The organism is Flavitalea antarctica (assembly GCF_054461535.1).
Genome location: NZ_JBTLQG010000007.1, coordinates 171528 through 197790 on the forward strand (window position 1 = coordinate 171528; position 26263 = coordinate 197790).

Sequence of the window (26263 nt, forward strand, 5' to 3'; positions counted from 1 at the left end):
AAAATCAAGAGTTCAATTGTGTTAATAAAGTTTTGTAGTTGATAGAGCTGAGCCTTATCAGTCGCCATCCAAGTGCTGCAGCAGCGTTATATTTGTCAATGTCACGGCTCATTCCTTCCACGGAGGTATGACTTCCATTCCGGTCAAAGATTCCTCCCTCGTATTCTATTGCGATTTTCAGAGCAGGGATGCACCAATCAAACCTCCATTTTCTTTCCGGGTGAAAAGGGTGCTCCTGCAATAACTGCAGACATTTTGCATTGCACCAGTAAACCAGGTTTAACTCAATCCACTCCTTTGCAGCCGATTTCTTTTTGTGTGCCTGGGTAACGATCTTTCCGTTTTCAGTCTGGATTTTCTTCCGGATCCCAAGAACACTTTCAACGTATGGCCGATCCTGTACGGCAACCTTTTTGGCTTCATATAGCTTTCGGATATCTTCTTTGGTCCATCGGTTTTTCACGCTACATGAGTTTGACGGTTGAAATATTTCATTGCTTCAGAGCCTATCCAGCGACCCATTGGAACAGCTACGGCATTTCCGATAAGTTTATACGCTGCCCTGGAATCAGGGAATTTGTAGCTATCTGGAAAGCCCTGCAGCCTTGCATATTCACGAATAGAGAAAGGCCTGAGTCTTTTACCATCCATCACTAACCTGGTACCGAGATCTTTCGCATAATGAGCAACACAGGTAGGCGCAACGGCTCCCGGCTTAGACGGATCGACTATGATAGGCTTGTCTCGATACTTTCCTGCTATCCTTGAGTGAACGTAATCAGGCATATCAACTTCCGCTCCTGGTTCCATGATATCAATCATTCGGGATTGTCTGCCTGACGGTTCCATGATGAAAAACGGCTTGCGAGTACCGATCAGGATCAAACGCTTTCTTTGCTGCGGTAACCATTTCAATGCATCAAGCGGACAAAACACCTGCACATAATAGTCTGGCAGCTTGGTCATAGCTTCCATCACGACTTTAAATTTCTTCATGCCAGGGACATTTTCGACTACATACATTTCAGGTCGTTCTATTGCGATATGCCTAAAAAAGTGGAGGAAAAGATCATCGCCGGTTCTGGTTCCGTGGATGTCAGCAATTGAACTATACTTTGTGCAGGGGTAAGTTCCTACGATTATATCAGTCTTAGGCTGTTCATTGACGGTAAAATCCTTGATATCACCTCTGATAACGTTATGCCCGAAATATTGCGGATTCATCTGCATGCAGTCGGTTGCATCCTTATCGAGATCCAACGACTGAACCATATCAACCCCGGCATCCATTAAGCCAATTTCCATTCCGCCTGCTCCGCTGAAATATCCTTTTGCTGTTGGTGTGTAACTCATGATGCAATCAGGTCGAAAAGTGTAGGTATCTCGTTTTTGTATTCAGTCTCTTTTAGGTAAGTAGCGGCGCACTTCGCATATGTCTCATTCAGTTCGATGATATACGCCCTTCGGGCTTTCTTCAATGCCCTGACGCCAGTGGTACCGAGGCCCCCGAAAGGATCGAGCACCAAGTCCCCAGGATTTGAATACATTTCAATGATGCGGTCAACTTCATCAAATGGCATCGGGCAAATGTGGTTCTGCTGCTTGCGCCGGCTTTGTTCCATGTTCAATCCGTGCATGCGGTTCATATCGTTGAATATGAAATCAGAATTAGACTGCAGGGGGATTGTGGTAAATGTCCGGGAAAGTTTATCAGATTCGTCAAGGTCCTGCAATAGTTTCACGTGTTGATCGTAATCGTAGACGGTTGACTTATTGAATGTTTTCCACCAGCGCTGAATCTTATCAATTCCCCAGGACTTCATCTGTTGTGGTGTTAGGTATGTGTTTCCGGAAGACTTCCAAAAACAATCCGCATCTACCTGCCAGTGTGCAAGGGTGTAGTCTTTATCATGCTTAACTGGTTCATCTGCATAGGCGTTTGAATTTGATGTTGGAGGCTTCCTAAACAACCATATTTCTTCCGGGATGCCGGCCCCCATCTTCGTCGCATCTTTCCGCATCTCCGAATAACCGAGCCGGTAAGTTTGGTTGTTTTCTGCAACTACATCGGTCGGTATATAGTGCCATCCGATTGTGTAAAAACCGTGTTTTTCCATAGCTTCAGCCACCAGGTGAGTAAACCGGTGAACGATTGAGAACCCAAGGCCTGTGACGGATCCATAATGGATCCTGTTTTTCAAATGAACTGCGGCGATCCGGCCGGGTTTTAACTTGTCAAATAGTTTGGGGAAAAGAAAATCAGTCTGCCTGATAAAATCAGCGTTCGTTTCATTATGCCCGAAGTCGTTGTATTTGTCCGTGTATTCGTAATGATTACCGAAAGGGTAAGAAGAAAGGATCAGATCAACGGAATTATCTTCCAAGTGATCAAGCTCGAGCACACAGTCATTATTCGCCAGTGTAAAGGATTCTCCTTTCACTATTTTGCGGGAAACCACAAAGGAGCGTTTTTTCTCAGCGATATATTTCGAATGGTCAAGGCCATACTTCTGAATGATTACGCGCATCTTGTCCCGCATCTCATCATGCTCAGCCCATTTGCGCTTGATGTTTTGGACGATATCATATTCCTCAGGAGCGTAAAGGAACCACACGTCAACCGCTTCTGATGGGTTATAAAATCGATAAATCCTTTTCAGCGCCTGGTAGATGTCATTAAATGAATCATCTATTCCAACAAAAATACATTTGGAGCAATGCTTCTGAAAATTGCAACCGACCCCTGAAACTGACGGCTTGCTGGCCAGATACTGCAGGTTACCTTTGGTGAAATCAACAATCCTTTTTTCCCGAACGCTCCAATCCTGAGATCCGTATAAGTCGCCGTAATTTGCAAGCCCTTTGAAAACGTGGTTTAAAGCTTTGCGTTCATCTTCCAGGTGGTGCCAGAAGATGAAATGATCATCAGGAAATTCTGAAACGATATACCTCGTTTTTTCTACCCTCGAATCAATACCCAGGCGTTTAATTTTTGCCGCCTCGGATAGTCCTGATCGTGATTGTATAAACATTCTGGTTTGCCCGTCTTTTTCGGTACCGGCTTCGAAAGACTGATTGATAGGCACCTCAACCCAATGCAGCCGTAATTCCGGAAGTTCAAAACCTGGGTAATTGTATCCAAGATCCTTAGGACTGGTGATCGCGATACACCAGCTATGAACCCATAACCAAAAATCATCTTCGTGTTGTGGATGGATTGTGAGCTCTCCGGCTTTCACTGAATTCCTTTGAAAGAACCTGGTAAGTATCTGGCCACGGTCACATATTCCCAAAACGTGCGCGTAGTTGATAAGCTCGAGCCTTTCGTTTGGTGAAGGCGTTGCAGTTGCAATAAACTTGTATTGCACTTTCGCCAGCTGATGTTTTAAAGCCTCAGTTGTGTCGCTGGCCATGTTCTTCACATAATTCCCTTCATCCAGCCAGACAGCCGTAAACGCGCCAAAATCAAATTCCCCGTTCCTTACGCGCTCGTAATTGGTCACAACGATATCTGAATCATTTTCGAAGGCCTGCGCCTGGTTGGTTACGTAATCCATTTGTAAGCCCATGGCGGCAGCTTCACCAACTTCAGGATCCTTGTCAACAAAGGTATCAGTAGCACCCAGCTCCGTAACAATCAGACATTTTCCTCCAAAGCGCATCTGAAGCATTCGCATTACCTCAATACCGATTCGTGTTTTACCCATTCCAGCATCTGGCGCCACAAGCGCCGCACCCAATTCCAAAGCCCATAATGCGATATCCGCCTGATCAGGCCTGAGAGATGGATGCAAATAAGATCTATCTACCGCGATGCCTTTTTTCCTGGCAACCTTTATTTTTGATTCTAAAAATTCAGTGTAGTTCATTTTATCGCATTTATGTAATCCCTGATTAAAATTTGTTTAGCCAATCGTTCGATCCGCTTTTTTTCATTCCCTTCAAAAAATCCTTGTTGCAACATTTCCTTGAACTCGTTTTTCTCTCTGATCAACACCTTGTCCCCTGGATTCATTTCAAGGCCTTTCTGGATTTGATACTTCCTGTAGGCGATAGCATCGAGCAGATTCTGTTCTTCGTCCCATGGCGTCCACAGCCTTTGATTATCGACCAGCCATTGGTACAAGAACTCAGGCAGAAGATCGAGTGGCGTATTTCGCCCCTTATAGCCTCTAATAAAATCCTCAGTATTAATTTCGGGTTCGACAGGTTTCGGTTCCGGAAGCGTTTTTTGTTCTTCCAGTTTGGAAACTTCCGTTCTTGCCGCCAGGTAAGGGATCATAACCTCATCGATAAGACTAAGATTCATCTGCTTTCCCCAATCCTTAACAGTAGTTCCGTAGGTCCGGAAAGCATATTCCACTTCATCAGCGTTTACGGTTGAGTAAGATTCAGTCATTTTCTTCCGGAATTGATCCTGGAAGATCATCAGATACTGTTCTTCTGGCAATGTCCATCCTGTAATGATGTAGATCTTTACAAGTAAAGCCCGGGCATGAATGGACACTTCGGTTTCGTTCATTAGCTTGAAGCACTTCGATTTGTATTTAGCGGCCAGTATATCCGCCTCCCATGGCTCTAGCGTCTGCTTCAAGTTGTTCAAGCAGTTCGTCCGCTCCAGCTGATTTGTTGCGTTTACCAGTAAGTTGCTGATTGGTTCCATTTTTTGGGTATTTTTCTCTCATCCAGTTTAAAAAATATCGTGTCAAGTCTCCGATCTGCCGATACTCTTTCAATTTTATCGGAGGATCTGCCATTCGTTCGTATAGAAATACTTTCCATTGAGACAAAACGAAGTCGGTGTTCTTCCTTTTTGTTTTGGTGAATTGATTTTGCTCGGCAGCTTCTAAGGCCATTGCGGGGATCTTTGTTGTGTAGTCGAATGAAAATTTTAGGTTCTCCCCTAACAACCCCTCTTTAGAGTCTATTGTATTTTCATTTTCATTTTCATTTTCCATATGTAGATTCATATGTTCTACACTAGTATCTACACTAGTAGATTTATCGTATCTTTTTTGAACATTTTTCCTTCTACTTTCGGAAAAACTCTTTCGCTTATTTTTTTCCAGTTCCAATCTTTCATTAAAAAACAAACCGGTTTCGGTTCTCTTAAACTTTTTTTGGAGAGTACCCCATGCGGCGAAATCTGCTCCAAGAACAATTTTTATTTCTTCTACTGAAAGCGGACCTGAATTGAACTGAGCGTGCAATAGATCGATATAGCAGCCTTTCAAATGCCTGGTGAATGTTGCTGTTCCGCTATTCCAATCACCCCAATACCACAGTAATGCTGGGTCTTTTGCCATTGATATTTGATTTAAAATGAATGAGCCCCGCTCTGAATCATTGTAACCTTGCTCTAATGCTTGAAACTAATTCCGTGATATATTTGTCCCGAATGGATATAGCGTCGGCTATCGTGTCCCTGCCATGAACTGCGGTTGTATGATCACGTCCCAAAGCCGCGCCGATATAAACACAGCCGTAAGACAAATCTTTATGTGCGAGGTAAGAGAATAATTGCCGTCCTAACACATATTGCCTTTTATTGGACCTGGTTAACAATGTTTGCCAGGGCGTTTTCAGTTCTTCGGCTATCGCGTCTTTCAGTTTATTAACCGGCAATCTTTTTTTGGGTCGGAAATACACTTCGACTTCCTCCCCCACCAATTCTGATAGTTTTATCTTCGCATCGTTGAGTATTTGATCTTTGGTCATAACGATATTTTATCGGTGTTGAATTTTTGAATCGGTTTAATGCTTTTACGAAATCTCCGACAGTTGCTTTCGGATCTCTCTCCATCAGGCTGTACATGATTAAGAGCTCGTCGTGAAGAGTCATTTGTTTATTTCTTCGTAAATCTTAATGGCTTGATCCTTATCCTCTGGCTTCAGGTAGTATGCATTGTACTTTGAAGGCTTGCCCAGGACCGTTGTGAATTCTACTTTTTTGGATAAGACATTCACATGGTATTCTAATCTGAGGTCTGATAAACGGGTCCGAAAGGCATTCATCCGGGCCTCTTGTTCAGAAATGGTTTCCCGCTCGATTAGATATTTTAAAACCTGGGCTTTCTGATTTTTGGGTTGCGCCAGAAATAACATGGTTAGTTGTGACATAGATTTGGATTGAAGGATTATGTAAGAGAGAAATTTATTACAGCTTCCGATTCGGTGATTTCCAACGGCATGATACCTACAAACCCTTTGGCATCTCCTGAAGGAAACAACACCATCATTTCATGAGTGTCGTAAAACCGTGCAATCAGATTTTCGCTTGGGAATATTCTCCTGGCGATATCAATGAACTTAGGATTGAAGCAAACGAATGACTGCTTTTTAAACAGTGAATTAGCAACGGCATCGATTATCGACTTGTGATCTGGAAACTTGAAGTCGCATGAAATATTGAAATCAGCTTTAATGCCGCCTTTTTCATAATGGAGGATATCGCCTTCAACGGTTATCAAGGAAGCGTCCTGCACTTGCTCCCAAACATCCCGATGGATCAATTTTCCGTTCAATTGGCGGATTGTTTCATCTGCGAGGGATGAATATGCCGAAAGGTTTAATTGAGCGATTATATGGGCATTGGTTGCTGTAGCGATGCCGTCAATAATTTCAATATGCATCAGTGCTGGTCGAAGATCATCGTCTGATGTTGCCAGGTGTAAAGGAGGGAGGGTTTTCTTTGACATTGGGTTGTATTGTTTAGTGATTAAGATTTTGAATGAATCGAATTGCCTGGGCTGCTACGGACAAAGCCGACTGGTAAGCCTCATACTTATCTTCGCCCCGATACTTTACATTGTTGCAGACATTAACCAGGTTGCCAGCCGCACCTGAAACCCTGCCAGCCTGGGCGCAAATGTGTGCAGGGAATGATTCGTGTTCCTTCAGGCTATTTAGCTCCTGCAATATCTCTTCGATAATTGTAGTCTTTGAGTCGAACGGTATCGGGTTTGCTGTTGGCATTTTAAAAAAGTGTTTCAGATGATGAATCTGGTTTGAATGTTGATTTTGTTGGTTGCTTTTTTGCGGGTGCTTTCTGTGCCACGAATTCAGGCTGTGATTCGGTTTCGGTTATGTTCCCGACATTTCTGTCGGTGAGATGATCTGCGAAAACCGAAAACCTGCATTTTTCGCCCTGAACAATTAATAAAGGATGCCTTTCATCTGAAATGACTGTGACTTGTTCGTTTTGCAGCCCGTAAACCTTTGATGGATCCACATGACTGGTTATAGTTTTAGTAAGGCGATATGTTTTTTGTTCGCTCATTTGATCTTTTCTATGAGCGTTACTTTCTTCCCATTTACCTGGTCAACAATGGAAAGGCGTGAATATGACAAACCCAATGATTTGGCAAGTGCAGGATCCTGTTCTATAGTGCAATGGCAGTTTCTGCATGTAGGCAACCACGTTGACACATCGAGTAGATACTTACCACGGCCTTTCATGTGATGAACATCAGTCGTTTTGTGAGAACAACCGGTGAGTGTAGCTTTGCAGGTTGGGTTCTTTTTCTTAAACGGTATTAGCTTCCGATTGTATTCTGCCAGTAACCCTGCCTGGCGCTTACTGACCTTATTGATCGGCTTTACTTTCTTTTTTTCTTCGGTCGGTTTAATCCCGAGTTTCTGCAATCTTCGGTTTATCAGATATTGGCTCATAGGTTGGATTATACTTGTCCCTGATAGTTTTGCAATTTCGTTTCCTCTTTCAAGGCGCTTATGCATGTTCTCAGTGCATCTATGGTGTGAATGATAGTTCGGCTGCAACGCTCACAGATGTCGTAGTTGTAATTTTCCTGGGCACATTTCGAGGCTACGTAATCTTTCGCAAGCATCGGGCTGAAATACTGGCCATTAGCATGGCTGGAAATCATGAGCGTGTTATAAGACTTTACCTTTGCTGCATTCAGTTCAGCTTTTGCAACAGCCATCTGGTTGTTTACAAAGGCCATTGATGCGCATAAAGAACCCATTTGATCAACAAGCCAGTCAATGCTTTGTGATCCAGTATAACCTTCGGCAGCTTTTTCAAGCCATTCAAAAGCGTCTTCAACTCGTTTAATCTGTAAGGTGGTTTTCATTAAATTGGATATTGGTTTTGGATATGAAAGTTTCAGGCATCGGACCTTTTTGTTAGCCTTTCATACCACGCCTTGTGCTGTTCCTCAGTTCTCATCCAGCTTAGGCATGGTCGATCTTTTGGCATTGTGAGTGCTGTAATGAGGCCAAGCATTTCATCATACGTTAGTCCGTCCGAATACTTTCCTCCGGAACTCACCCTCCATCCATTTGGTCTATGTTCAATTACACTATTCTCTCTTAATTCAATTTCTATTTTCATATCAATAAGGTGTTTTATCGAAGTTTGGAATTATGAGCCCTGACGTTGCGATTGATACATTTTTACCGGTCAGCTCTTGTACTTCTCTCTGAAATCTTGCGGAATCACTGTTGTTGTCTGATAGGTGAATCAGCACGATATTGTTTACCTGGCTGAGATCGTTCGCCTGTAAGAACTCTTTGCAGGTTGTGATCGACATATGAGACTGTAAAACCCGATTGCGTAAAAACTTTGGTGATACTCCGTCCTTCACTTTCTGGTCAATGATGGACTGGCAATAGTTCGCTTCAACCAGGATGTTGTTCAAGTTGTCGAAGGTGTAAGCCACATAGTAGCTATCAGTCAGGAAAAGAACATTTCCGCATTCTTCGTGATGAATCAGGAAACACAAAGGCTCAGCGCAATCATGTTTAACATCAAAGGGATAGATTTTAAAGCCACCGATCGTAAATGTTTCGTGCTTCCTGATATCTCTTAGCCGGTTGCTGATGATTCCGATCGCCTCCCGGGTCCCTTTTGATGTGTATACATCAATGCCGGCTCCGATTACATTCTTAACGTATCCACTGTGATCCTTGTGCTCATGACTAAGTATGCAGCCCTTTATTTTTGATACCTGGAAGTTTATGGATCGCTTTACCTTTTCGAAGTTTACTCCGCATTCGATAAGCAAAGCCTCATTCTTGTTTTCCAGAATGTAACAATTACCGGCACTGTTGCTATTTAAGACTGTGAGTTTCATCAGAAATCAGGGCCGTTTGCAACACCGTTAGAAGATTCTTCCGCAACCATTTCAGTCTCGATATATTCACGCTTTAGCTGCGGAGGTGGCGTATTATTGATCTTCGGCTTATCCTGGGGTTTCGGATCCTTGTCAAACCCTATAGACTGTTTGTTGGCGTTCGTCTTGATCTCATGCTTAACGGTGGCCGCAACTTGATCTTCAAACAGAGCCGAATCATCCGATGAACCTATTTCCAGTTTTAAGGCACGGTTTATCACCGTCTTGCAGGCCATTTGGTCAGGAAATTTATTATGAGCGGGCGAATTACCCTTTGCACCTCCCATTGACCAGGCGTTACGGATCTGCGCTATGGTCATGATTTCGGTCTTGGTAGTTCCATCCTGAAACTCAACAATGGCGTAGGCTCCTTTTATTTTTTCCGGGATGCAGTTTTCGATCACCTGGATATGCTTGATAATTTCCTTTCTTCCGTTCCTGTGGTCGATCTTGTATTCAAATTCATCGCCTTCGTAAATAACCACCGGTACCACGTCTTTTACATTCGCCTCGCGCCTGGCGATTGCCATCGTGCCGATATACGATTCTTCGAAAACAAGCTTGTTACCGTAAACAATGAAATAGCCTTGCTTCTTAACAACCGATAATCCTTTCAGAACCATTTCCAGCAATGCAGTTGAAACACTGGCCGGGGTGCAGACTTCCAAGGCAGGTTTTTTATTCAGGTCGTAGGTTTCCTGAAGAACCAACCAGGCGGCCCTCACTGCATTTTCAGGGCTGTAATTGGCGGGCATCATAAGATCTCCGGACGTTTGAAAGCTGGTTATTCTCTCCAGTACTTTATCAATTGTACTTTCTTCGAATCGTTTTGGACTCTGCGCAGGCGTCTGAGCAGCTTGTGTTGCTGGCGTTTGATTTGTTGTAGACATTTATAAAAGTTTTGAAGATTAATAATTGGTTATGCGGTTGCCATTTCGCGGTTAGAAACGATGCGTATTTTTTTATCCTTTTCCGAAACGACAAGGTTGATAATCTGGCTGCTGGTGTCGATGATATCAGTAACTGACTCCCGGCCATCTATGAAGATTGGCGCATTGGTATTGTAGTGCTCGCACAAAGCATTTATTACATCAATACCGGCGTTTAATTTTGAAGCGGTATTTGCGTCAGAAAACGGCACACCTTTGATCAGGCACTCACAGCACGGCTCCACAGCACCATTTACCAGAGTATTGAACATCTTGAAAGTGACAACCGTAAATTTGTGATTGATGCGGGCCTGCATAGTGTCAATCTTCGCTTTTTCAAAAAGAGAAATATTGTATTCAGTACGCTCATGATCCGAAATGACGTTAGCGAGATTAGCCTCTTCCGTTTGTAGTTCATCAATCCTTTTCAGAGAACGTTCGCGGGTTGATTTTTCCTGAAGTGATCTCTTCAATTCATCGATTTCAGCAGTGATCAGCGACTTCTTTTTCTTCAGTTCGTCAAGGAAACTGGTATCGGTTTTTTCGGAGGATTCAAGTTCAGATTGGAGGCGCAAAACAGTTCCTTTCATTTCTTCCAGGATAGCATCATCAGCGAGTAAAGCCTCCACCTGAATTTCTTCATTGATAATGGAATCCTCATGGCGCTTTTTGAGGTCGGCAAGTTCTTCCTGAAGCACTCTGATATCAGCCAGAACCTTTTCAGCGGCTGCTGTTTTTAGTTCGATCTGTTGTTGGAAACCGGCTATCTCTGCTTTGTTTTGTTTTCCATCAGCTGACAACTGGGCCAAACGATCAGATTTATTTTTATTGAACTCTTTTGTAAGTTCTTCCTGCCTTGACTCTATTACTTCGGCATCGAAAGCACGCTTACATACAGGGCATGAAGTTGCATGATCGTCGAAATTGATCTGTTCAGCGTCAATAGCACTCCATTTCTTACGCAGGTTATCATTAGCGAGAGTAAGCGCACTTACTTTCTTTTCAGCGCTAGTTACCTGGGAACAAAGTCCAGCATGATCCTGCTGCATGTCGGAAATCTTGCGCTCGATTGAACGAATGGTGTTCACCCGGTTTTGCTGACCATCCTTGAATTTATTCCGAATGAGGTTTTCGTTTACCCGGATTTCGTGTTGTAAGCCTTGAATCTCTTTAACCTTACCGCTTTGCAGATCATTGGCAGTCTTAAGCTCCTGCGACTTACTGGAAAGAGAATTGTCGAGCGCTGTGATCTGTTCCTGCTTTTCGGAGATCCGGTGTTCGATTTCTTCATAATCCTGGTATTCCGGAATACTGCGGTTGATCTCATCAATCCTTGTAGGGATGAACTTAATTTCCTCGACGGCTTTTTTCCTTTTTGCAGCGGTTCTTTTTTTTATTTCGTCGATGGTGTCCCCTGATGTGAGCGCCGCGGCGATTTCAGTCCAATATTCTTTGTTTTCATCAGTAACCAGCATATCAAGGATATCGGTATCACTTATGTCCCCGGCCATTTTCATCAACACCTCACGGCGCTCCTGCCATTTCAATGAAGTATTGAAATAAAGAGGGTTGGTGAGCATTTTAAATAAGCGCTCTTCCACGATACCGGCAACCTTCACGCGAAATTCAGTTTCGCTTACTGGCACATCATTTACGAAATGAACCTTTTCGTTTCCTGTAAATCTCTCTTCCGGCTCCCCACGTTTCTTTTCCCATTTTTCCCGGTGAATTCTTTTGAGAGTGATTGTCCGGCCATCAACCTGAAGTACAGCCTGTACCTCGTTCTCTGTTTTCTGGCTCCGAATTCCTTCAATGGAAAGCGGCTTAATTTCAAAATCGGTTCGGTCATTACTGTCTTTAGAAAAAAGCAGCCAGGAAAATGCATCGAATATGGTTGTCTTGCCTGAACCATTGCGACCAAACAGACTTGTAATGCTTTCATTGAACTCAAGCTCCAGGCGCTTGATACCCTTGAAATTTGTGATCGAAAGCTGTTTTAAAATGATTTGCATACTTTTACTTTTTGGCTTTGATTGAATTCCCCGCACTAGACCTGCGGGGTTTTTTATGTTTGGTTGGTGTGTTAAAGGATGCCGGGGATTGTTACTTTAACCATCCCCACGTTTTTCGACTTAAGATGTGCTGAATAGTCGATTTAGGTATCTCATATTTATTCATAATGTCAACTACCCTAGTTCCGCACTGTCTCATAGATCTGATATTTTTCACTGTATCAGGATCAAGCTTGCGCCCTCCTGCGCGAAGCTTTCTAGCCATATCAACCATATTATCCTTTCTGGTTCCTGCGAATAAATGTTCCGGGTTTACGCATTTAGGATTATCGCAGGAATGACAGACAGTTATCCCAACGACATTTCCTTTATGAATTTGGTAAGAGTACCGATGTGCAAACCATGCCTGTCCTGAAAAACTAAACTGCCCATACCCTTTGTTATTAACCGATCCGGTCCATTCAATACATCCGGAGTCACGTTTCCTAATTTTACTGTAGAATATGCTTTCACCACTAGTTACCGCACCTCTCACAACAGTCATAGCTCTAACGTACTTTGATATTGTAGGCTTAGAGAAACCAGTCAATTTGTGTATCGCGCTAAAAGAATTCCCAGAATCATAAAGCTGGACTATGTGCTCAATTACCCGATTAGACTTAATGTTCATTTTTGTAGCTTTAAAAATGCAGGGCTGAGATCAACCCCGCCTTAATCCGTACCCTTTATGAAAACTTACTTTCTCTTAACCAGAGCCTGAATGGCGTTCCTGATTGCCTCAGATTGATTCGTGTTGTTTTTTTTACAATAAGTTTTGAACTGCTTTTTCAATGATTGAGGCACATTTCCTTCAAGTGTTATCATCTTCTTTTTCGTAGACATAGATTTTTATATTTGAGGGTTAGTAAACTTTTAAAAGAACCAGGTTGTAGAAACAACCCGGTTAACGATTGCTTGCCATATGAAAAGAGTTAACGTGCATATTTACCTGCGGCGCCATTGTGTATGTTGTATAACTTCTGTACATAAGTCGCCACAATATTTTCATCTACATATCTGCGGTGGTAATTTCTGAAGTCCTCAATACCATCATTAATTTTATCCAGGTCGGGGTTTTCAAGGCTGGATAAATAATCAGCATATTCGGTGTAGGCCATTTGCAGATCAAATTCAGCGGTGTGAATCGCTTTCAATACCCAGCTCCAAAAAGCAACAGGATTTGATACAATAACCAGTACAATAGATACTCCCGCTGCGGCAATAGCCAGATCCCAAAATGATTCGGTGGTGAAAAATTGCAATTCCATTTTTACAGTTGGTTAGTTGTTAATTGATGCGTCCATCGAATAGAGCCTGGCGACATTTAGAATATCCGTCCACGTTAGACAGGGATAACCTTTTTCCTTGGCATACTTTTTAAGTATCTTGATATATGCGATTGCCGGAATCTTGTCGGAGAGCATTTTTCTTGAAATAATACCTGGTGAAAAAAACAGCTACCGTAAAAACGGTACTGGCACACGCGAAAGCAATTAGTTGGGCATTCATAGGTCTAGGGTTAATTATCGGGGTTGGTTTTTCAATTGTTCGGTTTTGGACGGGATGGTATTGGATGTGAATCCCTTTCGGGTGCAGGTGGTAGAAACCACCCGCTTTTTTCTGTAAAGCCTTGCGGCACTATCTTTTGGCTGGCTTGTAACCCATGCCCCCAACATACTTGCTCGATGCGCAGCGAGTATCATATATTCCCCTGCAGCTGAACAGCAGTGAAACGAGGATTGCGATTGTTGCCAGGATCAGTATTTTTTTCATGTTGGTTGATTATGAATTGTGGTGGAATAGATTCGAGTAGATAGAGAAAATGTGTTCCGTCTTTTTTCCATTTAATAATTCCCTGGTCACGAGCACGACGCATACGCTGGTTATCCCAACCCGTTAGATCGTGGATCCATCCGACAGACACCCAGGTTTCTTTGTTCTGGTTCTCAAGGATCAGGCTAACCTTTTGATTGATCCGATCGAGATATTTTTTCAGGTCGTTGTCCATTTCTGTTATTATGTGGGATGGATAAAATTTCTTTTGGGTAAGTGTTTTTGCGTAGTATGTTTACTGTCTCTTTAGATTATGCGTTCACATGTTCTTTTTCCAGTATCTCATCGTTAGACAATCCAGTTTCTGACTGAATCACTTCAATTGCTTTTGCTGTTGTCAATGCGCCGTTCTCTTTGTTTTGAGTGATTAATTTATTGATCCAGAGCTCCGAGAAATTCAATTCCAATGCAAGCCTCAACCTGATACCTCGGGGAGTTAATGCCAATATTGCTTGTTGAGTAAGTTTCATTGTATATTTGTTTTACGATTGTTCTACAGATCAAATATAGAGCAATTATCGAACAAACGGACAGATTGTAGAACATTATTCAAACTATTTTAGACACCATGTTGCAAAAGTCGGATATTGACAATTTTTACGCAGATGTTGAGAGGCTAAAACTTAAGTCACCCGTAGCTTCCATAGCGAAACAGACCGGAAGTTCACGGGGAATGGTCAGCGAATATCTAAGCGGAAAAAAAGATCCAAGTGCGAACTTTATTAGAAAGTTTTACGAATCTTTCGCGCACTTGCTTAATCCACAGGATGCACCGGCAGACAAAACAGTTGACAGAACAGAAAGATTGTTGAAGGTTCTCGAAGACGACAGAGAGAAACTTATGACTCAGATGACGACGGTAAATCAGTTGATTTTAACAAATTTGAATAAGATCCTGGATTTACAAACAGATCTGTCCTCGACTTCCCGGAATACTCTCGGACTACTAAAAACAACTGCGAACCATATCGCTGAAATTCAGGGGAAGGTTCAGGGACGCAAACCGGAGACGATAAAGGCCGAAATAAACAAAGAGACATTAAATGAGCTGCGTTCTTATAAGGACATTCCAGTTTACATTGACGGCAAGGATTAGACATATAAGATCTGGTTCGTTGTATTTTTATAATTAAGATAATTGGAGTGAAACAAAAAAGACGTGGAACCTCAGATCTTCAAGAGGCACCGCTAAGAGCCTACACTCAGAAACTGAAGCCCACGCCGTAGCGTGAGCGCATATCCTCTGAGTGTGTTTTAAGAAATTTAGCGGTTTCCTTGAAACAGAGTCGAACGCTTGAATATTTTTTCGATAGCAATATTATACACTTATCATATTTCAACAAATTAAAGTAGACCATATTAAATAGAATCACTTACTAAAACGATTGTTCTAAAAATTTAAATTGCTTACGGTCAACACATTAAAATTCTTTAATGCTAATGATGTGCAGATAGATTATTCGATATTGTTTCAAATCAATCCCTAAATAAACAGACACTTAGATTTATGAAAAAACACTTAGTCTCTTTCAGCTTCATTGCCCTTATAATGATTCCAGGAATGCTGGTTTCCCAAACTAGCGAACCAGTTTCCTATACTGGCGTGGTTGAGGTCAGCGGGATGACCAAGGATCAGCTTTTTGCGAATGCCCGGCAATGGTTTAATAAAACCTTTGTGAGTAGCAACCAGGTAATTCAAATTGCCGACAAGGAGTCCGGCGAACTAAGTGGAAAAGGAATCATGCAATTGAGATTCACATCAACTTTTAATGGTTCTAAAAAACAAGAAGCTTATAGCGACTTCACATTAGACATTGCGATCAAGGACGGAAAATACAAATACGATCTCTCTCAATTCAAAATATACCCTATTGCATATCGGAATCAACCGTTTCCGTTATACCGTGACAACAAATGTCCTGTAAAATATTCCTTCATTAGGCAAAGCGCGATGGATGAATATTATGCATCATCAAAAGATGCGGTATCTCAAAAAGTGACAGAATTGGTAACTAGCCTTAAGATAGCAATGGAAAAAAAATCCGACATTGGGTTTTAAATCACTTACCATTATTATCAAATCCTATGGCACATCCACTACTTATTTACGCAAACATGCGTCTGGACATTGAGTCAGGCAGAAATCTTGACAAACACCTACAAGACCTGGAAGAGGTAATTATCGATTTGAATGAGACAATAGCAAACGCAAAATCCAGCGGTCAGGAAACAGCTATCTGGGATAACTTGAAAAACGAAGTGTATTTTCTCAAATACCGAATTCTAGAAAAAAGTTGATGCCGGCGCAATTACCCAGGACGAATACGACGCAATGAAAAAGAAGCTGATTAATTAAGCCCCTCCCATGCCCGGGCGGTTTCAGCATTGATCTTGTAACCGGTTACTTTATAATAATTCTCGAGGCAAGTTTTTACCGTGATACCCATGAGCTCGGCGGCAGTTTCACAGCTGATACCCCGGTTTGCACAAAGCGTGATTGCAAACGTATGCCGGCCGGTGTGCGTGGTAAGGTGTTTTTTTATGTTTACTTCCTCCAATGCAGCGATCTTCTTTAGTTTTTCATTGATCGTCGGCTCCTGAATTGTCAATGGCAATTTTTTCATGTCCTTAATTATTCTGGCCAGTGGTTTACTGATCATCATGCTCACCCATTCCCCGTTTTTGTCGGCTCGCAACTTCAACCGACCGCCTTCCACATTTTTGGCTACATCAAAAGCAATCCAATCTGAGATCCGCAAACCGGTATAACACCCAAACATGAAATAAAGCGCGGTCTGTTTGAGCACCGGATCTTTCATCAGGTGATAATTTTTCTCCCATCTTTCCAGTTCTGGAATTGTCAAATGATCTTTACCTGGCGCCTCATAAACCGGCATTTCAAATTCATCAAAGGGGTAACAGGTGATTATTTTTTTCTTTCGTGCTGCATTGAACAGGGTCCTGATCGCTTTGATCAGTTGATAAATGTAATTTCCGTTGACGGTTTCCCAAAGATGGTTTTCATATCGGGTCAGGTAATCAGGGGTAATTTCCTCAAATGATAGATTGCGGGAACCATGAAACAATTCCAACCTAAGCAGATGCTTTCGGTAGTTTTCAATCGTTGCCCCCTCCCTTTTGTTTTTGACCTGTTCACTAAATTCCGCGGCGAAGTCGAATATGTTGTGCAGATCCCGGGTGCTTGACGCCTGGCGCTTCACGGCTTCGGCGGTTATTATCTCATCCTTCAGGTGCGCCTCAGTAATGATCTTAACAATGTTCCTTCGTCGGTGTTCAACATCAGCATTGATCAGCGCAGCATCTTTGTGGGTTGATCTTACCTGAGTGTTGTTAAGATCCCAATATTTTTCATGAATGAAATGCCCTGTCGAAATATATCTGACCTGACTTGCAATGCTAACTTTGATGTATATTGGTAAATATCCTTGCTCATTGGGGTCGTGTTTCCAAAGTAAAGCCTTAACTGAGTACTTCATTTTTCCTAACGATTTCCTAACGAAAATAAGCACTTTTTAGCACGCCTAAGCACTATCTAACATTTTTAAGCAACAAAAAACCCGCGACCAGCGCGGGTTTGCCAATTCTAGGCGTACTTCAGAGGTCTCGAGCGGATTCGAACCGCTGTAGGAGCTTTTGCAGAGCTCTGCCTAGCCACTCGGCCACAAGACCATCTAATCAAATATATCACCTAAAAGCTTCAAGCGCAAGGCCTTCACTTCCGGGGAGCGCAAAAGTAAGGAATTTTGTATGATATTTGAATAATTATACCATAGCTTTTTTATGCAGCCGATCCCTGAATCTGAATTGATTATCAATAGCCGCGGAGCAATTTATCACCTTGATCTGAGACCCGAAGAACTCGCGCCGACCGTGATCACGGTTGGCGACCCGGAGCGCGTTCAGCTGGTGAGCAAACATTTCGACTCGGTGGAAACCAGGGCATCGCACCGGGAATTTGTGTCTGCGACCGGCATGCTGGGGAAAAAAAGAATAACGGTGATCTCAACGGGTATAGGCACGGACAATATCGATATCGTACTGAACGAACTCGATGCACTCGCCAATATTGATTTCGAAACCAGGCTCATCAAACCTGTCCTTACACCACTGCAAATCATCAGGATAGGCACTTCCGGCTCGCTGCAACAATCTATCCCTGTCGACAGCTATGTGATGTCGACCCACGGGCTCGGGATTGATAACCTGCTGAATTTTTATCGCCACCAGGAAAACGAAGAAGAAAAGGAACTGTTGCAGTCCTTCATCACCCAAACGCAACTTCATCACACCATTGCCCAGCCATATATCAGTACCTGTAGTCCCTCACTGGCGAAACACTTCGTGGGAGAATTTCATAAGGGTATCACCGTCACCTGCCCTGGTTTCTACGGGCCTCAGTCCCGGATCCTGAGGCTTGGTTTGAGTCATCCCCAGCTGCAGGCGAGGCTCACCGAATTTTCGTTCGGAATGCACCGGATCAGTAATTTTGAAATGGAAACTTCCGGGATCTACGGACTTGGCAAAATGCTCGGGCACCATTGCCTGAGCCTGAGCGCCATTGTTGCAAACCGTGTTTCCAAAGTATTTTCGAAGGATGGAAGTAAACTTGTTGAACAACTGGTTGTTAAAAGCCTGGACATCATTGCTGGCATCTGACCGAAAAAGTGACCGCAAAGACAATTGATTGGAGAAAAAAGAACAGATTTAAAAAGAGTATACAGGGACATGAAGATTCATTTTTATAAATACCAGGGTACAGGGAACGATTTTGTGATTCTTGACAACAGGGACGGTGTCTACTCGGGTCTCAGCCAACAACAGGTCAACTTTATCTGCCACCGCCGTTTTGGCGTCGGTGCCGACGGCCTGATGTTGCTCAACAAAAAAGAAGGCTATGATTTTGAGATGATCTATTATAACGCAGATGGAAAACCTGGTTCAATGTGTGGAAACGGGGGACGCTGCCTGGTCAAATTTGCCAATGACATCGGTATCAAAAAAACACTCTATAAATTCCTGGCTACTGACGGAGAGCATGAAGCTGAAATTGACCAGGAGGATGGTATAATCAGTCTTAAGATGCAGGACGTAAATAATGTTGATGAACAACGCGGTGACTATATCCTGGATACCGGTTCACCACATTTCGTGAGGATCGTTAATGAACTGGATGAACTTGATGTGTTTGAAGAGGGCCGGGAAATAAGATATAATAACACTTACAAAGAGAAAGGAATCAACGTAAACTTCGTAAGTGTGAAAGGGGATTATGAAATTGCTGTCCGTACCTATGAGCGGGGAGTTGAAGATGAAACTTACTCCTGCGGCACCGGCGTCACCGCCTCCGCTCTTGTTTGTTATCACAACGACAATGGCTTCAACAATGTATCCGTACATACGAAGGGCGGTGACCTGACCGTTGAATATGACCGCATCGATGACGACCGTTATTCCAATATATGGCTATGCGGACCGGCGAAAAAGGTATTTGAGGGCGAACTTGAAATAGCTTAACTATTCTGCTTTAATTTCAGATCCTGCTGTACTTCTGACCGAAAACTTTTAACTTGCCGCCCTTGATACAGCATTTCAAAAATATTAACCATCAGACCGTAGAAATTGACAAGGCGGAAAACGGATCCTGGGTTAACGTATTGCCCCCGCTCCGCCAGGAGGAATTTACGGAACTTTCAAACTCACTGGATATCCCGTTGGACTTCTTAACGGATTCACTGGATATAGACGAAAGGTCAAGGTTTGAAGAGGAAGACAATGTGAAACTCATAGTTATCAAGACGCCGACCGAGAACAATTCCTTTAATGAAAGCGATGCCTACTATATCACCATTCCAATTGTAATTATTCTAACGCATACTCAAATTGTTACCGTCAATTCATTTGAGAACAGTGCCATAAAAAAGTTCCTGAACAGTTTTCAAAATCGTCATCCCGACAACCGGAAAATGATGATGCTTAAGATCGTGGAAAAGATTATCCAGACTTATATGGAATCTCTCAAGGAAATAAACCTCCGTCGTAATGCGCTTGAGCAAAAGCTCTATGCGGCAAACCGTAATGAACAATTGCTGCAACTGATGAGAATCCAGAAAAGCCTGGTGTATTTTATCACCGCGTTGCGGTCCAATGAACTGCTGCTGATGAAAATAGAGAGGACACATTTTCTTGGCCTGAATGAAGAAGAAAAAGAGTTTTTGGATGACCTGATCGTTGATAACTCGCAGGCTCTCGAGATGGCTAATATTTATACAAATATTCTTAGTTCAACCCTTGATGCTTTTGCGAGCATCATCGCCAATAACCAGAATGAGGTCCTGAAGCGTCTTTCTGTAATTACCATCGTCCTTACTTTTCCGGTACTTGTGGCTAGTATTTACGGCATGAACGTACCTATCCCCTACGCCAGGTCACCTTATGCATTTTATATCCCGGTATTTTTATCATTGATCATATCCCTGGTGATTGGCTGGTTCTTCCTGAGAAAAAAAATATTCTAACTTCCGGATCTATGCATGGTTTCAATGTAAGGGTATACGGCATTTTAATGGGAGAGAACAACCAGTTGCTGGTTAGTGACGAATTTATCAGGGGCGGCTACTACACCAAGTTTCCCGGCGGGGGTCTCGAATTTGGTGAAGGGACCAGGGACTGCCTGAAAAGAGAGTTTATGGAAGAGATGTCACTTGATGTTTCGGTCGGTGAACACCTGTATACCACTGATTTCTTCCAGATGAGTGCCTTTAATCCTCAACACCAGATCATATCTATCTATTATTTCGTCCGGGCGCTGGAAGATATCAAAGTGCCGATCAGAACCAGGCCATTCGACTTTGATGCCGGCCAGCTGGAGTTATACGCAGAAAAACAAGAGATCGAGACTTTCAGGTTCATAAACTGGGAGGATCTTTCAGAACAGGACGTCACATTACCCATAGATAAACATGTCGTCAGACTCCTGAAGGACAGGCTATCCGGTTCAGATCTCAATACCGGGAACTACGGCATTTTCCAGGCCGGATTGTAATACAACAGCTCAAGCCGGTTAATTTTGGGAAAATGGGATAGCCCTTGAGAATCAGGGGCTTACTGTCCACATTCGAAGTTGCTAAAGTATAAGGAGTATATTACCTTTGCCAAAATTTTTCTTATATGTCTATAACATCATCATTGAACGTTGACCTCACCTTACCCTATAAAGTCAAAGATATCAGTCTTGCCGAATGGGGACGCAAAGAAATCCGCCTGGCCGAGGCTGAAATGCCGGGTCTGATGTCCCTGAGATCTGAATATGGCGCGAGCCAGCCTCTTAAAGGTGCCCGCATAGCAGGATGCCTCCACATGACAATACAGACAGCCGTTTTAATTGAGACCCTTGTTGCCCTGGGTGCTGAAGTAAAATGGAGCTCATGTAATATATTTTCTACCCAGGATCATGCTGCGGCTGCAATCGCTGCTGCAGGAATCGGTGTTTATGCCTGGAAAGGTCAGACACAGGAAGAAGCTGACTGGTGTATTGAACAAACCCTGTTTTTTGGAAAAGCTGATCGCCCGTTAAATATGATTCTTGATGATGGCGGTGATCTGACCAACATGGTTTTCGACAAATACCCTGAATTCGTTCAACATATCCGTGGTCTTTCCGAAGAAACCACAACCGGCGTACACCGTTTGTACGAGCGTATGGCAAAAGGCACATTGCCAATTCCTGCAATCAACGTAAATGACTCCGTTACGAAATCAAAATTCGACAACAAATACGGTTGTAAAGAATCATTGGTTGACTCTATTCGCCGCGCTACTGACGTGATGATGGCTGGTAAAGTTGCCGTTGTTGGTGGTTATGGAGATGTAGGTAAAGGTTCTGCAGAAAGTCTTCGTGGAGCCGGTGCCCGCGTAATTGTCACTGAAATTGATCCTATTTGCGCATTACAGGCTGCAATGGATGGTTTCGAAGTTAAGAAAATGATTGATGCTGTTAAAGAGGCTGACATCATCGTTACTGCGTCCGGTTGCCGTGACCTGATCACTGAAAAGCATTTCAGATTGATGAAGGATAAAGCAATTGTTTGTAATATCGGTCACTTTGATATTGAAATAGATATCGCGTGGATCAATACTAACTACGGTCATACAAAAGACACCATCAAGCCACAGGTTGATTTGTACAATATCGATGGAAAGGATATCATTATCCTGGCTGAAGGCCGACTGGTTAATCTGGGTTGTGCTACCGGCCACCCAAGTTTTGTAATGAGTAATTCATTTACAAATCAGACTCTTGCCCAGATCGAGCTTTGGACCAACCACTCAAGCTACGAGAATAAGGTTTATGTTCTTCCTAAACATCTCGATGAGAAAGTAGCACGTTTACACCTTGCAAAAATCGGTGTTGTGCTGGAAGAACTGACCACTGAACAGGCTGAATACCTGGGCGTACCGAAGAACGGTCCGTTTAAAGCAGACCAGTACAGGTATTAATATCTGTCATTATAACGATAGGAGTCCCGGCCGCAAAGCCGGGATTTTTTTGTGCGTTTAATTATGCGGTTATCCATTTACGTTATCAGATATCGTATATCTGATACTTTGCGGAATACTATGGCGAACCGTGCATGGCACCAAAGTTGCTGACTGCACTGAAAAGACTTCATGACTTATCAAAGCGAAATAAGATCACAGGAACAGGCCATCTGCCATTTGTTTTTTCATTGCTGCCTCAAGGATGGCACTTTCAGTGATGATGAGCTGACTGAAGTCTCCTCAAAGCTGGTCGATGTCGGCCTGTACAAGCAACTCAATTTTAAGGATGAGATCCAGAGGTATAAATCGTATGGTGAATCAGTGATTAATGACGCCGGCTACCTGGAATTCCTGGTAAAGATGATAACGCCGGTAAATACACTTGCCCTGTATTCATATTGTGTAGAGCTTGTTCTTAGTGATTCGACGTTAAGTGTCGGCGAAGAAGCGCTCCTGGGAAGGATCGCTGGTTTACTGCAGATCGAACCCGCAGAACAGGATGTAACCAAACGTTTAATGGCACAGCGAAGAGTTGTGAAAAGCGAAAATATTGTCTGATCGTATCTATTCACTGCTTTTCCCAAATTTTCCCGGATCGATACCGTTACCCGTATTCGCTGCCCAGTAATAGGTAAACATCGCGCCATAATAAAAGATCATCGATACATAAAATACGAACAGCAGGACAAGTACAAAAGATCCTGCTGCCCCATATATATTCTTAATCCTGCTGAGTCCCAGCAGGGATCCTAATACAAGTTTGCCGATCGTAAAGAGCACCCCGGTAAACAAGCCACCGGTTATTGCCACTTTCCATTTTGGTTTTCCTTCAGGCAATAACCGAAAAAGCACGCTGAACCAGACGGTCACGATAAACAGGGATATCACCTGATTTATTGCGATGATGACTGCTGTTCCTGCGTTTGACCAAAGGCTTTTTATATATGGATTCAGTACAGCTTGCAGGGCTTCCGCCAGTAGACCCGCTATAAACAAAAGGCCGGTAAGCAGGATAAGTGCCATGGATTTAAGGCGTGGAATTAATTTTCTTACGTTTTTGCGTCCCTCTGATTTAATCTTCCATAGCTGGTGAATAGAGTCCCGTATTATTTTAAATAACGTGGTCGCTACAAACAGAAGGAAAATAAAGCCACCAATAGCTATAAACCAGTTAACGGCCAGTTCCCGGAATCCCTTAAGGGTCTGCATAATCATCGAAACACTATCCTTCCCAAAAAATGCCCGCAGGTGTTCAGCGAGGCTTTCATTTATGTCTGTTGGTTCGAATATAAATCCCAGGGTCTGGGTAAGAATGATCAGTATAGGCGGCAATGCAAATGTTGCGAAAAATGCAGTTGCACCGGATAGTCGCAGGGGATCATTGTCCCGGAAACCCGTGAATGCCATCCGCATGGTTTTCAACAGAAGCTTGAATTTATTCTCTCCCAATCGGGTGTATGTTTCTGAATCCATTAGCCTGTGCTTAAATTATTGTGAACCAGCCGTCCGTGGTTATTTCTACCCAAATAAGCGGGCATGTTTATTTTAAGGCTAAAGTAAAATTAAACATATGACAAATGTAATGTCCGATAAAAAGACCGATACCAGGAACACCGATCTGCCAGATTCAAAAGAGGACCAGGAAAAACTTAAGCCGGAGATTGTGATTATGGATATGCCAGAGGTGCAGGATATTCCCGGACAGGAACACATCAGGGTGCCGGATATGAAAGAAATGCAGGATGTAACCATCAGTTCCGCTGACGAAGAGGCTGAAGAATTACTCAGTGAAATCAATACCGGACCTGGAGTTGATGAGGATCGGGATAACAATGAAGCTTTCGCCGCTGACAGGGAAAGGTCGCTTCGTAAGTCAGCTGCCCAGCCTGGTGACGAACCATACAAAAATGAGCGGAACATGCGGCTTGATGAGCAGGATGACGATAATGAAGAGCTTAATGAAAAAAGTTCAGGTGCTAACCGGTTCGGGGAAGACCTTGATGTGCCCGGTGCAGAGCTGGACGATGCTGATGAAAAGAGAGGAGAAGAAGATGAAGAAAATAACCAATACAGCAGACCGGATTAAGATTATCAGAAGGAAGATATAGAGCGGCATGGTTGCCGCTCTTTTTTTGCCCGGTAACTTCCCGAAGCGGGAACCCGAATCTTAAAGTTGGAAAGAGGGACAGCGATCTGTAATCATAAGTGATTCACATTCATAAGGTTACAAGAGGGCATAATGCTTGTAAACATCATGTATCTGTAACCTGAATATGAGTCTGTACTTTATGAAATCTGTGAAGCCCCAAATAAAAGCTCAATATGTGAGTGAAACTTTGCTTAACAGGCTGCTAAGCATCCGGTCAATCCTCCCCTGCCTGATCTTTATAATGGATTTTTTTTCAAACACCGTTTATTCTCAATCGCACTACCGGATCACCGAGATCATTACTGATTTCAACGGCTACTGGAAATCAGGTGCCGGGGCAATAAACCCGGTCAAACCGGATAACAGCCATAACCTCCTGGCATTTTCACACAGTGGTGTACGCTATTCAACCGGAGTGAATGATGCAAGCCTTGTTTCCCATGGAGATCAGTTTGTTGCTGGCGACTATCGTGCACTGCCGGTGAGCACTATTACGGGAAGCGTCACCGGAAACACAAAAATAGGGCTCGGTGAACAATACGATGGTGTTACGAATGGCAAGAGCAATCCATCCCCGACCAACAATATACCCTTCTATCTTACCGATGGGATCAAGGGATTGAATATCGGAACTTGCGTGGCAAATCTTCCCGCCGGCTCTCTTTCATTTGCAATCAGCAATATTCAGCTTGCGGCCATAAATGATAATGTTCCGGATATCATCATAACACAAACTGCAGATCCTTCGGGCGGAGAATTTGACCGCTATGAGTTCACCGACATCAACGGTAATCGCATCGGAAACCATGTTGACATTATCCTTAGCAATATTCCAGCGGTAGGAACGTGGGTTGCCGACTTTTATGAAGCCAGCTTAAACCCTATGTCATTAGGTGCGGGCTTTACAAAAACGGAGCGTGCACTCCGTTTATGGACGGGTGATTTCGGAGTGTTCGGAATAAATGCCACCAATATTTCAAGAATTGCATATTTCAAAATTACACTTAGCGGCAGCTCTGATGTCGGTTTCGTAGCTTACAATAATAATGCGTTCAATGTTAACCTCGTTCTTCCTACAATACTAAAGTCGTTTACAGGGAAAACTGCAGGGAATAATATCCAGTTAAACTGGAACACTGAGTCAGAAAGCAACAGTGACAAGTTTATTGTTGAAAGAAGTTCAGATGGTAGTTCATTCACGGCGATAGGAACCGTTGATGCAGCCGGAAATTCGAACAGGCCAAAACAATACACGTTCACCACAAATGGCAACAAAAAGAACAGTTATTTCCGGCTTAAGATGCTTGACATCGACGGCAAATCAAAATATAGTCCTGTGGTAACTGTCAACGGCTTTGGACCGGAGACAATCACGGTCTCTGCTTTTCCAAATCCCGCTTCGGGTTATGTTTTCATTTCACATCCTGGGAGATCAGCCGGCGGGACTATTAAATTATACAATGCCCTGGGAATTCTGATGACCCAGTTAGCGGCGGATGGCGATAAAAGCAGGATTGATCTTACGCGATTTACAAAAGGAAATTATCATGTGGTTTATGATGGTGACCCAGAAGTTAAAGGCATTACGATCGTGAAGCAATAGCTACC

The 26263-nt window shown here is 43.1% G+C and carries 32 protein-coding genes, 1 tRNA gene and 1 pseudogene; 11 read left to right on the forward strand and 23 right to left on the reverse strand.

What is annotated here, in order from left to right; translation table 11 throughout:
- Nucleotides 1-4: 4 nt before the first annotated feature.
- The 20 genes from ACX0G7_RS09810 to ACX0G7_RS09905 form a co-directional block, all read right to left on the reverse strand.
- Nucleotides 5-463, reverse strand: a complete 459-nt coding sequence (locus tag ACX0G7_RS09810) for a hypothetical protein (RefSeq protein ID WP_458923283.1) — start codon at nt 461-463, stop codon at nt 5-7.
- Entirely contained in the window at nt 460-1353 is an 894-nt protein-coding gene (locus tag ACX0G7_RS09815) for a DNA cytosine methyltransferase (protein ID WP_458923284.1), read from the reverse strand. Before ACX0G7_RS09815 ends, ACX0G7_RS09810 begins: the two co-directional genes overlap by 4 nt.
- Nucleotides 1350-3869, reverse strand: a complete 2520-nt coding sequence (locus tag ACX0G7_RS09820; RefSeq protein ID WP_458923285.1) for a DNA methyltransferase — start codon at nt 3867-3869, stop codon at nt 1350-1352. Before ACX0G7_RS09820 ends, ACX0G7_RS09815 begins: the two co-directional genes overlap by 4 nt.
- Nucleotides 3866-4594 carry a hypothetical protein gene (locus ACX0G7_RS09825; RefSeq protein WP_458923286.1) on the reverse strand — a complete coding sequence of 243 codons (729 nt, stop codon included), beginning with the start codon at nt 4592-4594 and terminating at the stop codon, nt 3866-3868. Before ACX0G7_RS09825 ends, ACX0G7_RS09820 begins: the two co-directional genes overlap by 4 nt.
- Nucleotides 4548-5306, reverse strand: coding sequence for a hypothetical protein (locus ACX0G7_RS09830; RefSeq protein ID WP_458923287.1), 759 nt, complete (start codon nt 5304-5306; stop codon nt 4548-4550). Before ACX0G7_RS09830 ends, ACX0G7_RS09825 begins: the two co-directional genes overlap by 47 nt.
- 37 nt (nt 5307-5343) lie before the next feature.
- On the reverse strand, nt 5344-5718 hold the full coding sequence (locus tag ACX0G7_RS09835) for a helix-turn-helix domain-containing protein (protein WP_458923288.1): 375 nt from the start codon (nt 5716-5718) through the stop codon (nt 5344-5346).
- Between the two features lie 120 nt (nt 5719-5838).
- Nucleotides 5839-6120: a hypothetical protein gene (locus ACX0G7_RS09840; RefSeq protein WP_458923289.1), complete on the reverse strand. Its 282-nt coding sequence runs from the start codon at nt 6118-6120 to the stop codon at nt 5839-5841.
- Nucleotides 6121-6137: 17 nt separating this feature from the next.
- Complete coding sequence (locus tag ACX0G7_RS09845; RefSeq protein ID WP_458923290.1) at nt 6138-6698, reverse strand: hypothetical protein; 561 nt, start codon at nt 6696-6698, stop codon at nt 6138-6140.
- Between the two features lie 13 nt (nt 6699-6711).
- Entirely contained in the window at nt 6712-6975 is a 264-nt protein-coding gene (locus ACX0G7_RS09850; protein ID WP_458923291.1) for a hypothetical protein, read from the reverse strand.
- A 1-nt stretch (nt 6976) separates the two neighbouring features.
- Entirely contained in the window at nt 6977-7279 is a 303-nt protein-coding gene (locus tag ACX0G7_RS09855; protein ID WP_458923292.1) for a hypothetical protein, read from the reverse strand.
- On the reverse strand, nt 7276-7671 hold the full coding sequence (locus tag ACX0G7_RS09860; RefSeq protein ID WP_458923293.1) for a hypothetical protein: 396 nt from the start codon (nt 7669-7671) through the stop codon (nt 7276-7278). The genes ACX0G7_RS09855 and ACX0G7_RS09860 overlap by 4 nt, the downstream gene beginning before the upstream one ends.
- An 8-nt stretch (nt 7672-7679) precedes the next feature.
- On the reverse strand, nt 7680-8093 hold the full coding sequence (locus tag ACX0G7_RS09865; RefSeq protein ID WP_458923294.1) for a hypothetical protein: 414 nt from the start codon (nt 8091-8093) through the stop codon (nt 7680-7682).
- A gap of 261 nt (nt 8094-8354) precedes the next feature.
- Nucleotides 8355-9095, reverse strand: coding sequence for an MBL fold metallo-hydrolase (locus tag ACX0G7_RS09870; RefSeq protein WP_458923295.1), 741 nt, complete (start codon nt 9093-9095; stop codon nt 8355-8357).
- On the reverse strand, nt 9095-10024 hold the full coding sequence (locus ACX0G7_RS09875; RefSeq protein ID WP_458923296.1) for a recombinase RecT: 930 nt from the start codon (nt 10022-10024) through the stop codon (nt 9095-9097). The genes ACX0G7_RS09870 and ACX0G7_RS09875 overlap by 1 nt, the downstream gene beginning before the upstream one ends.
- A gap of 29 nt (nt 10025-10053) precedes the next feature.
- Complete coding sequence (locus tag ACX0G7_RS09880; RefSeq protein WP_458923297.1) at nt 10054-12075, reverse strand: AAA family ATPase; 2022 nt, start codon at nt 12073-12075, stop codon at nt 10054-10056.
- Nucleotides 12076-12166: 91 nt separating this feature from the next.
- Nucleotides 12167-12745 carry an HNH endonuclease signature motif containing protein gene (locus ACX0G7_RS09885; RefSeq protein ID WP_458923298.1) on the reverse strand — a complete coding sequence of 193 codons (579 nt, stop codon included), beginning with the start codon at nt 12743-12745 and terminating at the stop codon, nt 12167-12169.
- 65 nt (nt 12746-12810) lie between these two features.
- The gene (locus tag ACX0G7_RS09890; protein WP_458923299.1) at nt 12811-12957 is read right to left on the reverse strand and encodes a ribbon-helix-helix domain-containing protein; all 147 of its coding nucleotides are present in this window, start codon (nt 12955-12957) and stop codon (nt 12811-12813) included.
- 89 nt (nt 12958-13046) lie between these two features.
- Nucleotides 13047-13382 (reverse strand): hypothetical protein, encoded by a 336-nt coding sequence (locus tag ACX0G7_RS09895; protein ID WP_458923300.1) that lies wholly within the window; start codon nt 13380-13382, stop codon nt 13047-13049.
- Between the two features lie 431 nt (nt 13383-13813).
- Complete coding sequence (locus ACX0G7_RS09900) at nt 13814-14122, reverse strand: hypothetical protein (protein WP_458923301.1); 309 nt, start codon at nt 14120-14122, stop codon at nt 13814-13816.
- A 76-nt stretch (nt 14123-14198) separates the two neighbouring features.
- Nucleotides 14199-14417, reverse strand: a complete 219-nt coding sequence (locus tag ACX0G7_RS09905; RefSeq protein ID WP_458923302.1) for a hypothetical protein — start codon at nt 14415-14417, stop codon at nt 14199-14201.
- A 98-nt stretch (nt 14418-14515) separates the two neighbouring features.
- On the opposite strand from ACX0G7_RS09905, the gene ACX0G7_RS09910 reads away from it, so the two are divergent.
- The 3 genes and pseudogenes from ACX0G7_RS09910 to ACX0G7_RS09920 form a co-directional block, all read left to right on the forward strand.
- Nucleotides 14516-15043, forward strand: a complete 528-nt coding sequence (locus ACX0G7_RS09910) for a hypothetical protein (protein WP_458923303.1) — start codon at nt 14516-14518, stop codon at nt 15041-15043.
- Nucleotides 15044-15454: 411 nt separating this feature from the next.
- Nucleotides 15455-16006, forward strand: coding sequence for a DUF4468 domain-containing protein (locus tag ACX0G7_RS09915; RefSeq protein WP_458923304.1), 552 nt, complete (start codon nt 15455-15457; stop codon nt 16004-16006).
- A 237-nt stretch (nt 16007-16243) separates the two neighbouring features.
- Nucleotides 16244-16303, forward strand: a pseudogene (locus ACX0G7_RS09920) (SHOCT domain-containing protein); the annotation flags it as partial.
- On the opposite strand, the gene ACX0G7_RS09925 reads toward ACX0G7_RS09920, so the two are convergent.
- Both ACX0G7_RS09925 and ACX0G7_RS09930 read right to left on the reverse strand, forming a co-directional pair.
- The gene (locus tag ACX0G7_RS09925) at nt 16296-17444 is read right to left on the reverse strand and encodes a phage integrase SAM-like domain-containing protein (RefSeq protein ID WP_458923305.1); all 1149 of its coding nucleotides are present in this window, start codon (nt 17442-17444) and stop codon (nt 16296-16298) included. The pseudogene ACX0G7_RS09920 and the gene ACX0G7_RS09925 overlap by 8 nt on opposite strands.
- A gap of 122 nt (nt 17445-17566) precedes the next feature.
- Nucleotides 17567-17637: transfer RNA gene (locus ACX0G7_RS09930), tRNA-Cys, on the reverse strand.
- Between the two features lie 111 nt (nt 17638-17748).
- On the opposite strand from ACX0G7_RS09930, the gene ACX0G7_RS09935 reads away from it, so the two are divergent.
- From ACX0G7_RS09935 to ACX0G7_RS09960, 6 genes are all read left to right on the forward strand, one after another.
- Entirely contained in the window at nt 17749-18624 is an 876-nt protein-coding gene (locus ACX0G7_RS09935; protein ID WP_458923306.1) for a nucleoside phosphorylase, read from the forward strand.
- 69 nt (nt 18625-18693) lie between these two features.
- The gene (gene dapF / locus ACX0G7_RS09940) at nt 18694-19482 is read left to right on the forward strand and encodes a diaminopimelate epimerase (protein WP_458923307.1); all 789 of its coding nucleotides are present in this window, start codon (nt 18694-18696) and stop codon (nt 19480-19482) included.
- Between the two features lie 62 nt (nt 19483-19544).
- Nucleotides 19545-20483, forward strand: coding sequence for a magnesium transporter CorA family protein (locus ACX0G7_RS09945; protein WP_458923308.1), 939 nt, complete (start codon nt 19545-19547; stop codon nt 20481-20483).
- Nucleotides 20484-20494: 11 nt separating this feature from the next.
- A complete protein-coding gene (locus ACX0G7_RS09950) occupies nt 20495-21010 on the forward strand; it encodes an NUDIX domain-containing protein (protein ID WP_458923309.1) in 516 nt (171 codons plus the stop codon).
- Nucleotides 21011-21135: 125 nt separating this feature from the next.
- On the forward strand, nt 21136-22464 hold the full coding sequence (ahcY, locus tag ACX0G7_RS09955) for an adenosylhomocysteinase (RefSeq protein ID WP_458923310.1): 1329 nt from the start codon (nt 21136-21138) through the stop codon (nt 22462-22464).
- 171 nt (nt 22465-22635) lie between these two features.
- Entirely contained in the window at nt 22636-23064 is a 429-nt protein-coding gene (locus tag ACX0G7_RS09960; RefSeq protein ID WP_458923311.1) for a tellurite resistance TerB family protein, read from the forward strand.
- Nucleotides 23065-23070: 6 nt separating this feature from the next.
- Here the strand turns inward: ACX0G7_RS09960 and ACX0G7_RS09965 are convergent, their stop codons facing one another.
- Entirely contained in the window at nt 23071-23979 is a 909-nt protein-coding gene (locus tag ACX0G7_RS09965) for a YihY/virulence factor BrkB family protein (protein WP_458923312.1), read from the reverse strand.
- 97 nt (nt 23980-24076) lie between these two features.
- Here ACX0G7_RS09965 and ACX0G7_RS09970 point away from each other — a divergent pair, with 97 nt between their 5' ends.
- Complete coding sequence (locus ACX0G7_RS09970; RefSeq protein WP_458923313.1) at nt 24077-24592, forward strand: hypothetical protein; 516 nt, start codon at nt 24077-24079, stop codon at nt 24590-24592.
- Nucleotides 24593-24830: 238 nt separating this feature from the next.
- The gene (locus tag ACX0G7_RS09975; RefSeq protein ID WP_458923314.1) at nt 24831-26258 is read left to right on the forward strand and encodes a T9SS type A sorting domain-containing protein; all 1428 of its coding nucleotides are present in this window, start codon (nt 24831-24833) and stop codon (nt 26256-26258) included.
- Nucleotides 26259-26263 lie beyond the last annotated feature (5 nt).

Bases quoted from the DNA above. Each gene is read 5' to 3' on its own strand.
- ACX0G7_RS09815 (WP_458923284.1), bottom strand. From the start codon at position 1,353: ATGAGTTACACACCAACAGCAAAAGGATATTTCAGCGGAGCAGGCGGA.
- ACX0G7_RS09820 (WP_458923285.1), bottom strand. From the start codon at position 3,869: ATGAACTACACTGAATTTTTAGAATCAAAAATAAAGGTTGCCAGGAAA.
- ACX0G7_RS09830 (WP_458923287.1), bottom strand. From the start codon at position 5,306: ATGGCAAAAGACCCAGCATTACTGTGGTATTGGGGTGATTGGAATAGC.
- ACX0G7_RS09835 (WP_458923288.1), bottom strand. From the start codon at position 5,718: ATGACCAAAGATCAAATACTCAACGATGCGAAGATAAAACTATCAGAA.
- ACX0G7_RS09840 (WP_458923289.1), bottom strand. From the start codon at position 6,120: ATGTCACAACTAACCATGTTATTTCTGGCGCAACCCAAAAATCAGAAA.
- ACX0G7_RS09845 (WP_458923290.1), bottom strand. From the start codon at position 6,698: ATGTCAAAGAAAACCCTCCCTCCTTTACACCTGGCAACATCAGACGAT.
- ACX0G7_RS09850 (WP_458923291.1), bottom strand. From the start codon at position 6,975: ATGCCAACAGCAAACCCGATACCGTTCGACTCAAAGACTACAATTATC.
- ACX0G7_RS09855 (WP_458923292.1), bottom strand. From the start codon at position 7,279: ATGAGCGAACAAAAAACATATCGCCTTACTAAAACTATAACCAGTCAT.
- ACX0G7_RS09860 (WP_458923293.1), bottom strand. From the start codon at position 7,671: ATGAGCCAATATCTGATAAACCGAAGATTGCAGAAACTCGGGATTAAA.
- ACX0G7_RS09865 (WP_458923294.1), bottom strand. From the start codon at position 8,093: ATGAAAACCACCTTACAGATTAAACGAGTTGAAGACGCTTTTGAATGG.
- ACX0G7_RS09870 (WP_458923295.1), bottom strand. From the start codon at position 9,095: ATGAAACTCACAGTCTTAAATAGCAACAGTGCCGGTAATTGTTACATT.
- ACX0G7_RS09875 (WP_458923296.1), bottom strand. From the start codon at position 10,024: ATGTCTACAACAAATCAAACGCCAGCAACACAAGCTGCTCAGACGCCT.
- ACX0G7_RS09880 (WP_458923297.1), bottom strand. From the start codon at position 12,075: ATGCAAATCATTTTAAAACAGCTTTCGATCACAAATTTCAAGGGTATC.
- ACX0G7_RS09885 (WP_458923298.1), bottom strand. From the start codon at position 12,745: ATGAACATTAAGTCTAATCGGGTAATTGAGCACATAGTCCAGCTTTAT.
- ACX0G7_RS09890 (WP_458923299.1), bottom strand. From the start codon at position 12,957: ATGTCTACGAAAAAGAAGATGATAACACTTGAAGGAAATGTGCCTCAA.
- ACX0G7_RS09895 (WP_458923300.1), bottom strand. From the start codon at position 13,382: ATGGAATTGCAATTTTTCACCACCGAATCATTTTGGGATCTGGCTATT.
- ACX0G7_RS09900 (WP_458923301.1), bottom strand. From the start codon at position 14,122: ATGGACAACGACCTGAAAAAATATCTCGATCGGATCAATCAAAAGGTT.
- ACX0G7_RS09905 (WP_458923302.1), bottom strand. From the start codon at position 14,417: ATGAAACTTACTCAACAAGCAATATTGGCATTAACTCCCCGAGGTATC.
- ACX0G7_RS09910 (WP_458923303.1), top strand. From the start codon at position 14,516: ATGTTGCAAAAGTCGGATATTGACAATTTTTACGCAGATGTTGAGAGG.
- ACX0G7_RS09915 (WP_458923304.1), top strand. From the start codon at position 15,455: ATGAAAAAACACTTAGTCTCTTTCAGCTTCATTGCCCTTATAATGATT.
- ACX0G7_RS09925 (WP_458923305.1), bottom strand. From the start codon at position 17,444: ATGAAGTACTCAGTTAAGGCTTTACTTTGGAAACACGACCCCAATGAG.
- ACX0G7_RS09935 (WP_458923306.1), top strand. From the start codon at position 17,749: ATGCAGCCGATCCCTGAATCTGAATTGATTATCAATAGCCGCGGAGCA.
- dapF (WP_458923307.1), top strand. From the start codon at position 18,694: ATGAAGATTCATTTTTATAAATACCAGGGTACAGGGAACGATTTTGTG.
- ACX0G7_RS09950 (WP_458923309.1), top strand. From the start codon at position 20,495: ATGCATGGTTTCAATGTAAGGGTATACGGCATTTTAATGGGAGAGAAC.
- ahcY (WP_458923310.1), top strand. From the start codon at position 21,136: ATGTCTATAACATCATCATTGAACGTTGACCTCACCTTACCCTATAAA.
- ACX0G7_RS09960 (WP_458923311.1), top strand. From the start codon at position 22,636: ATGACTTATCAAAGCGAAATAAGATCACAGGAACAGGCCATCTGCCAT.
- ACX0G7_RS09965 (WP_458923312.1), bottom strand. From the start codon at position 23,979: ATGGATTCAGAAACATACACCCGATTGGGAGAGAATAAATTCAAGCTT.
- ACX0G7_RS09970 (WP_458923313.1), top strand. From the start codon at position 24,077: ATGACAAATGTAATGTCCGATAAAAAGACCGATACCAGGAACACCGAT.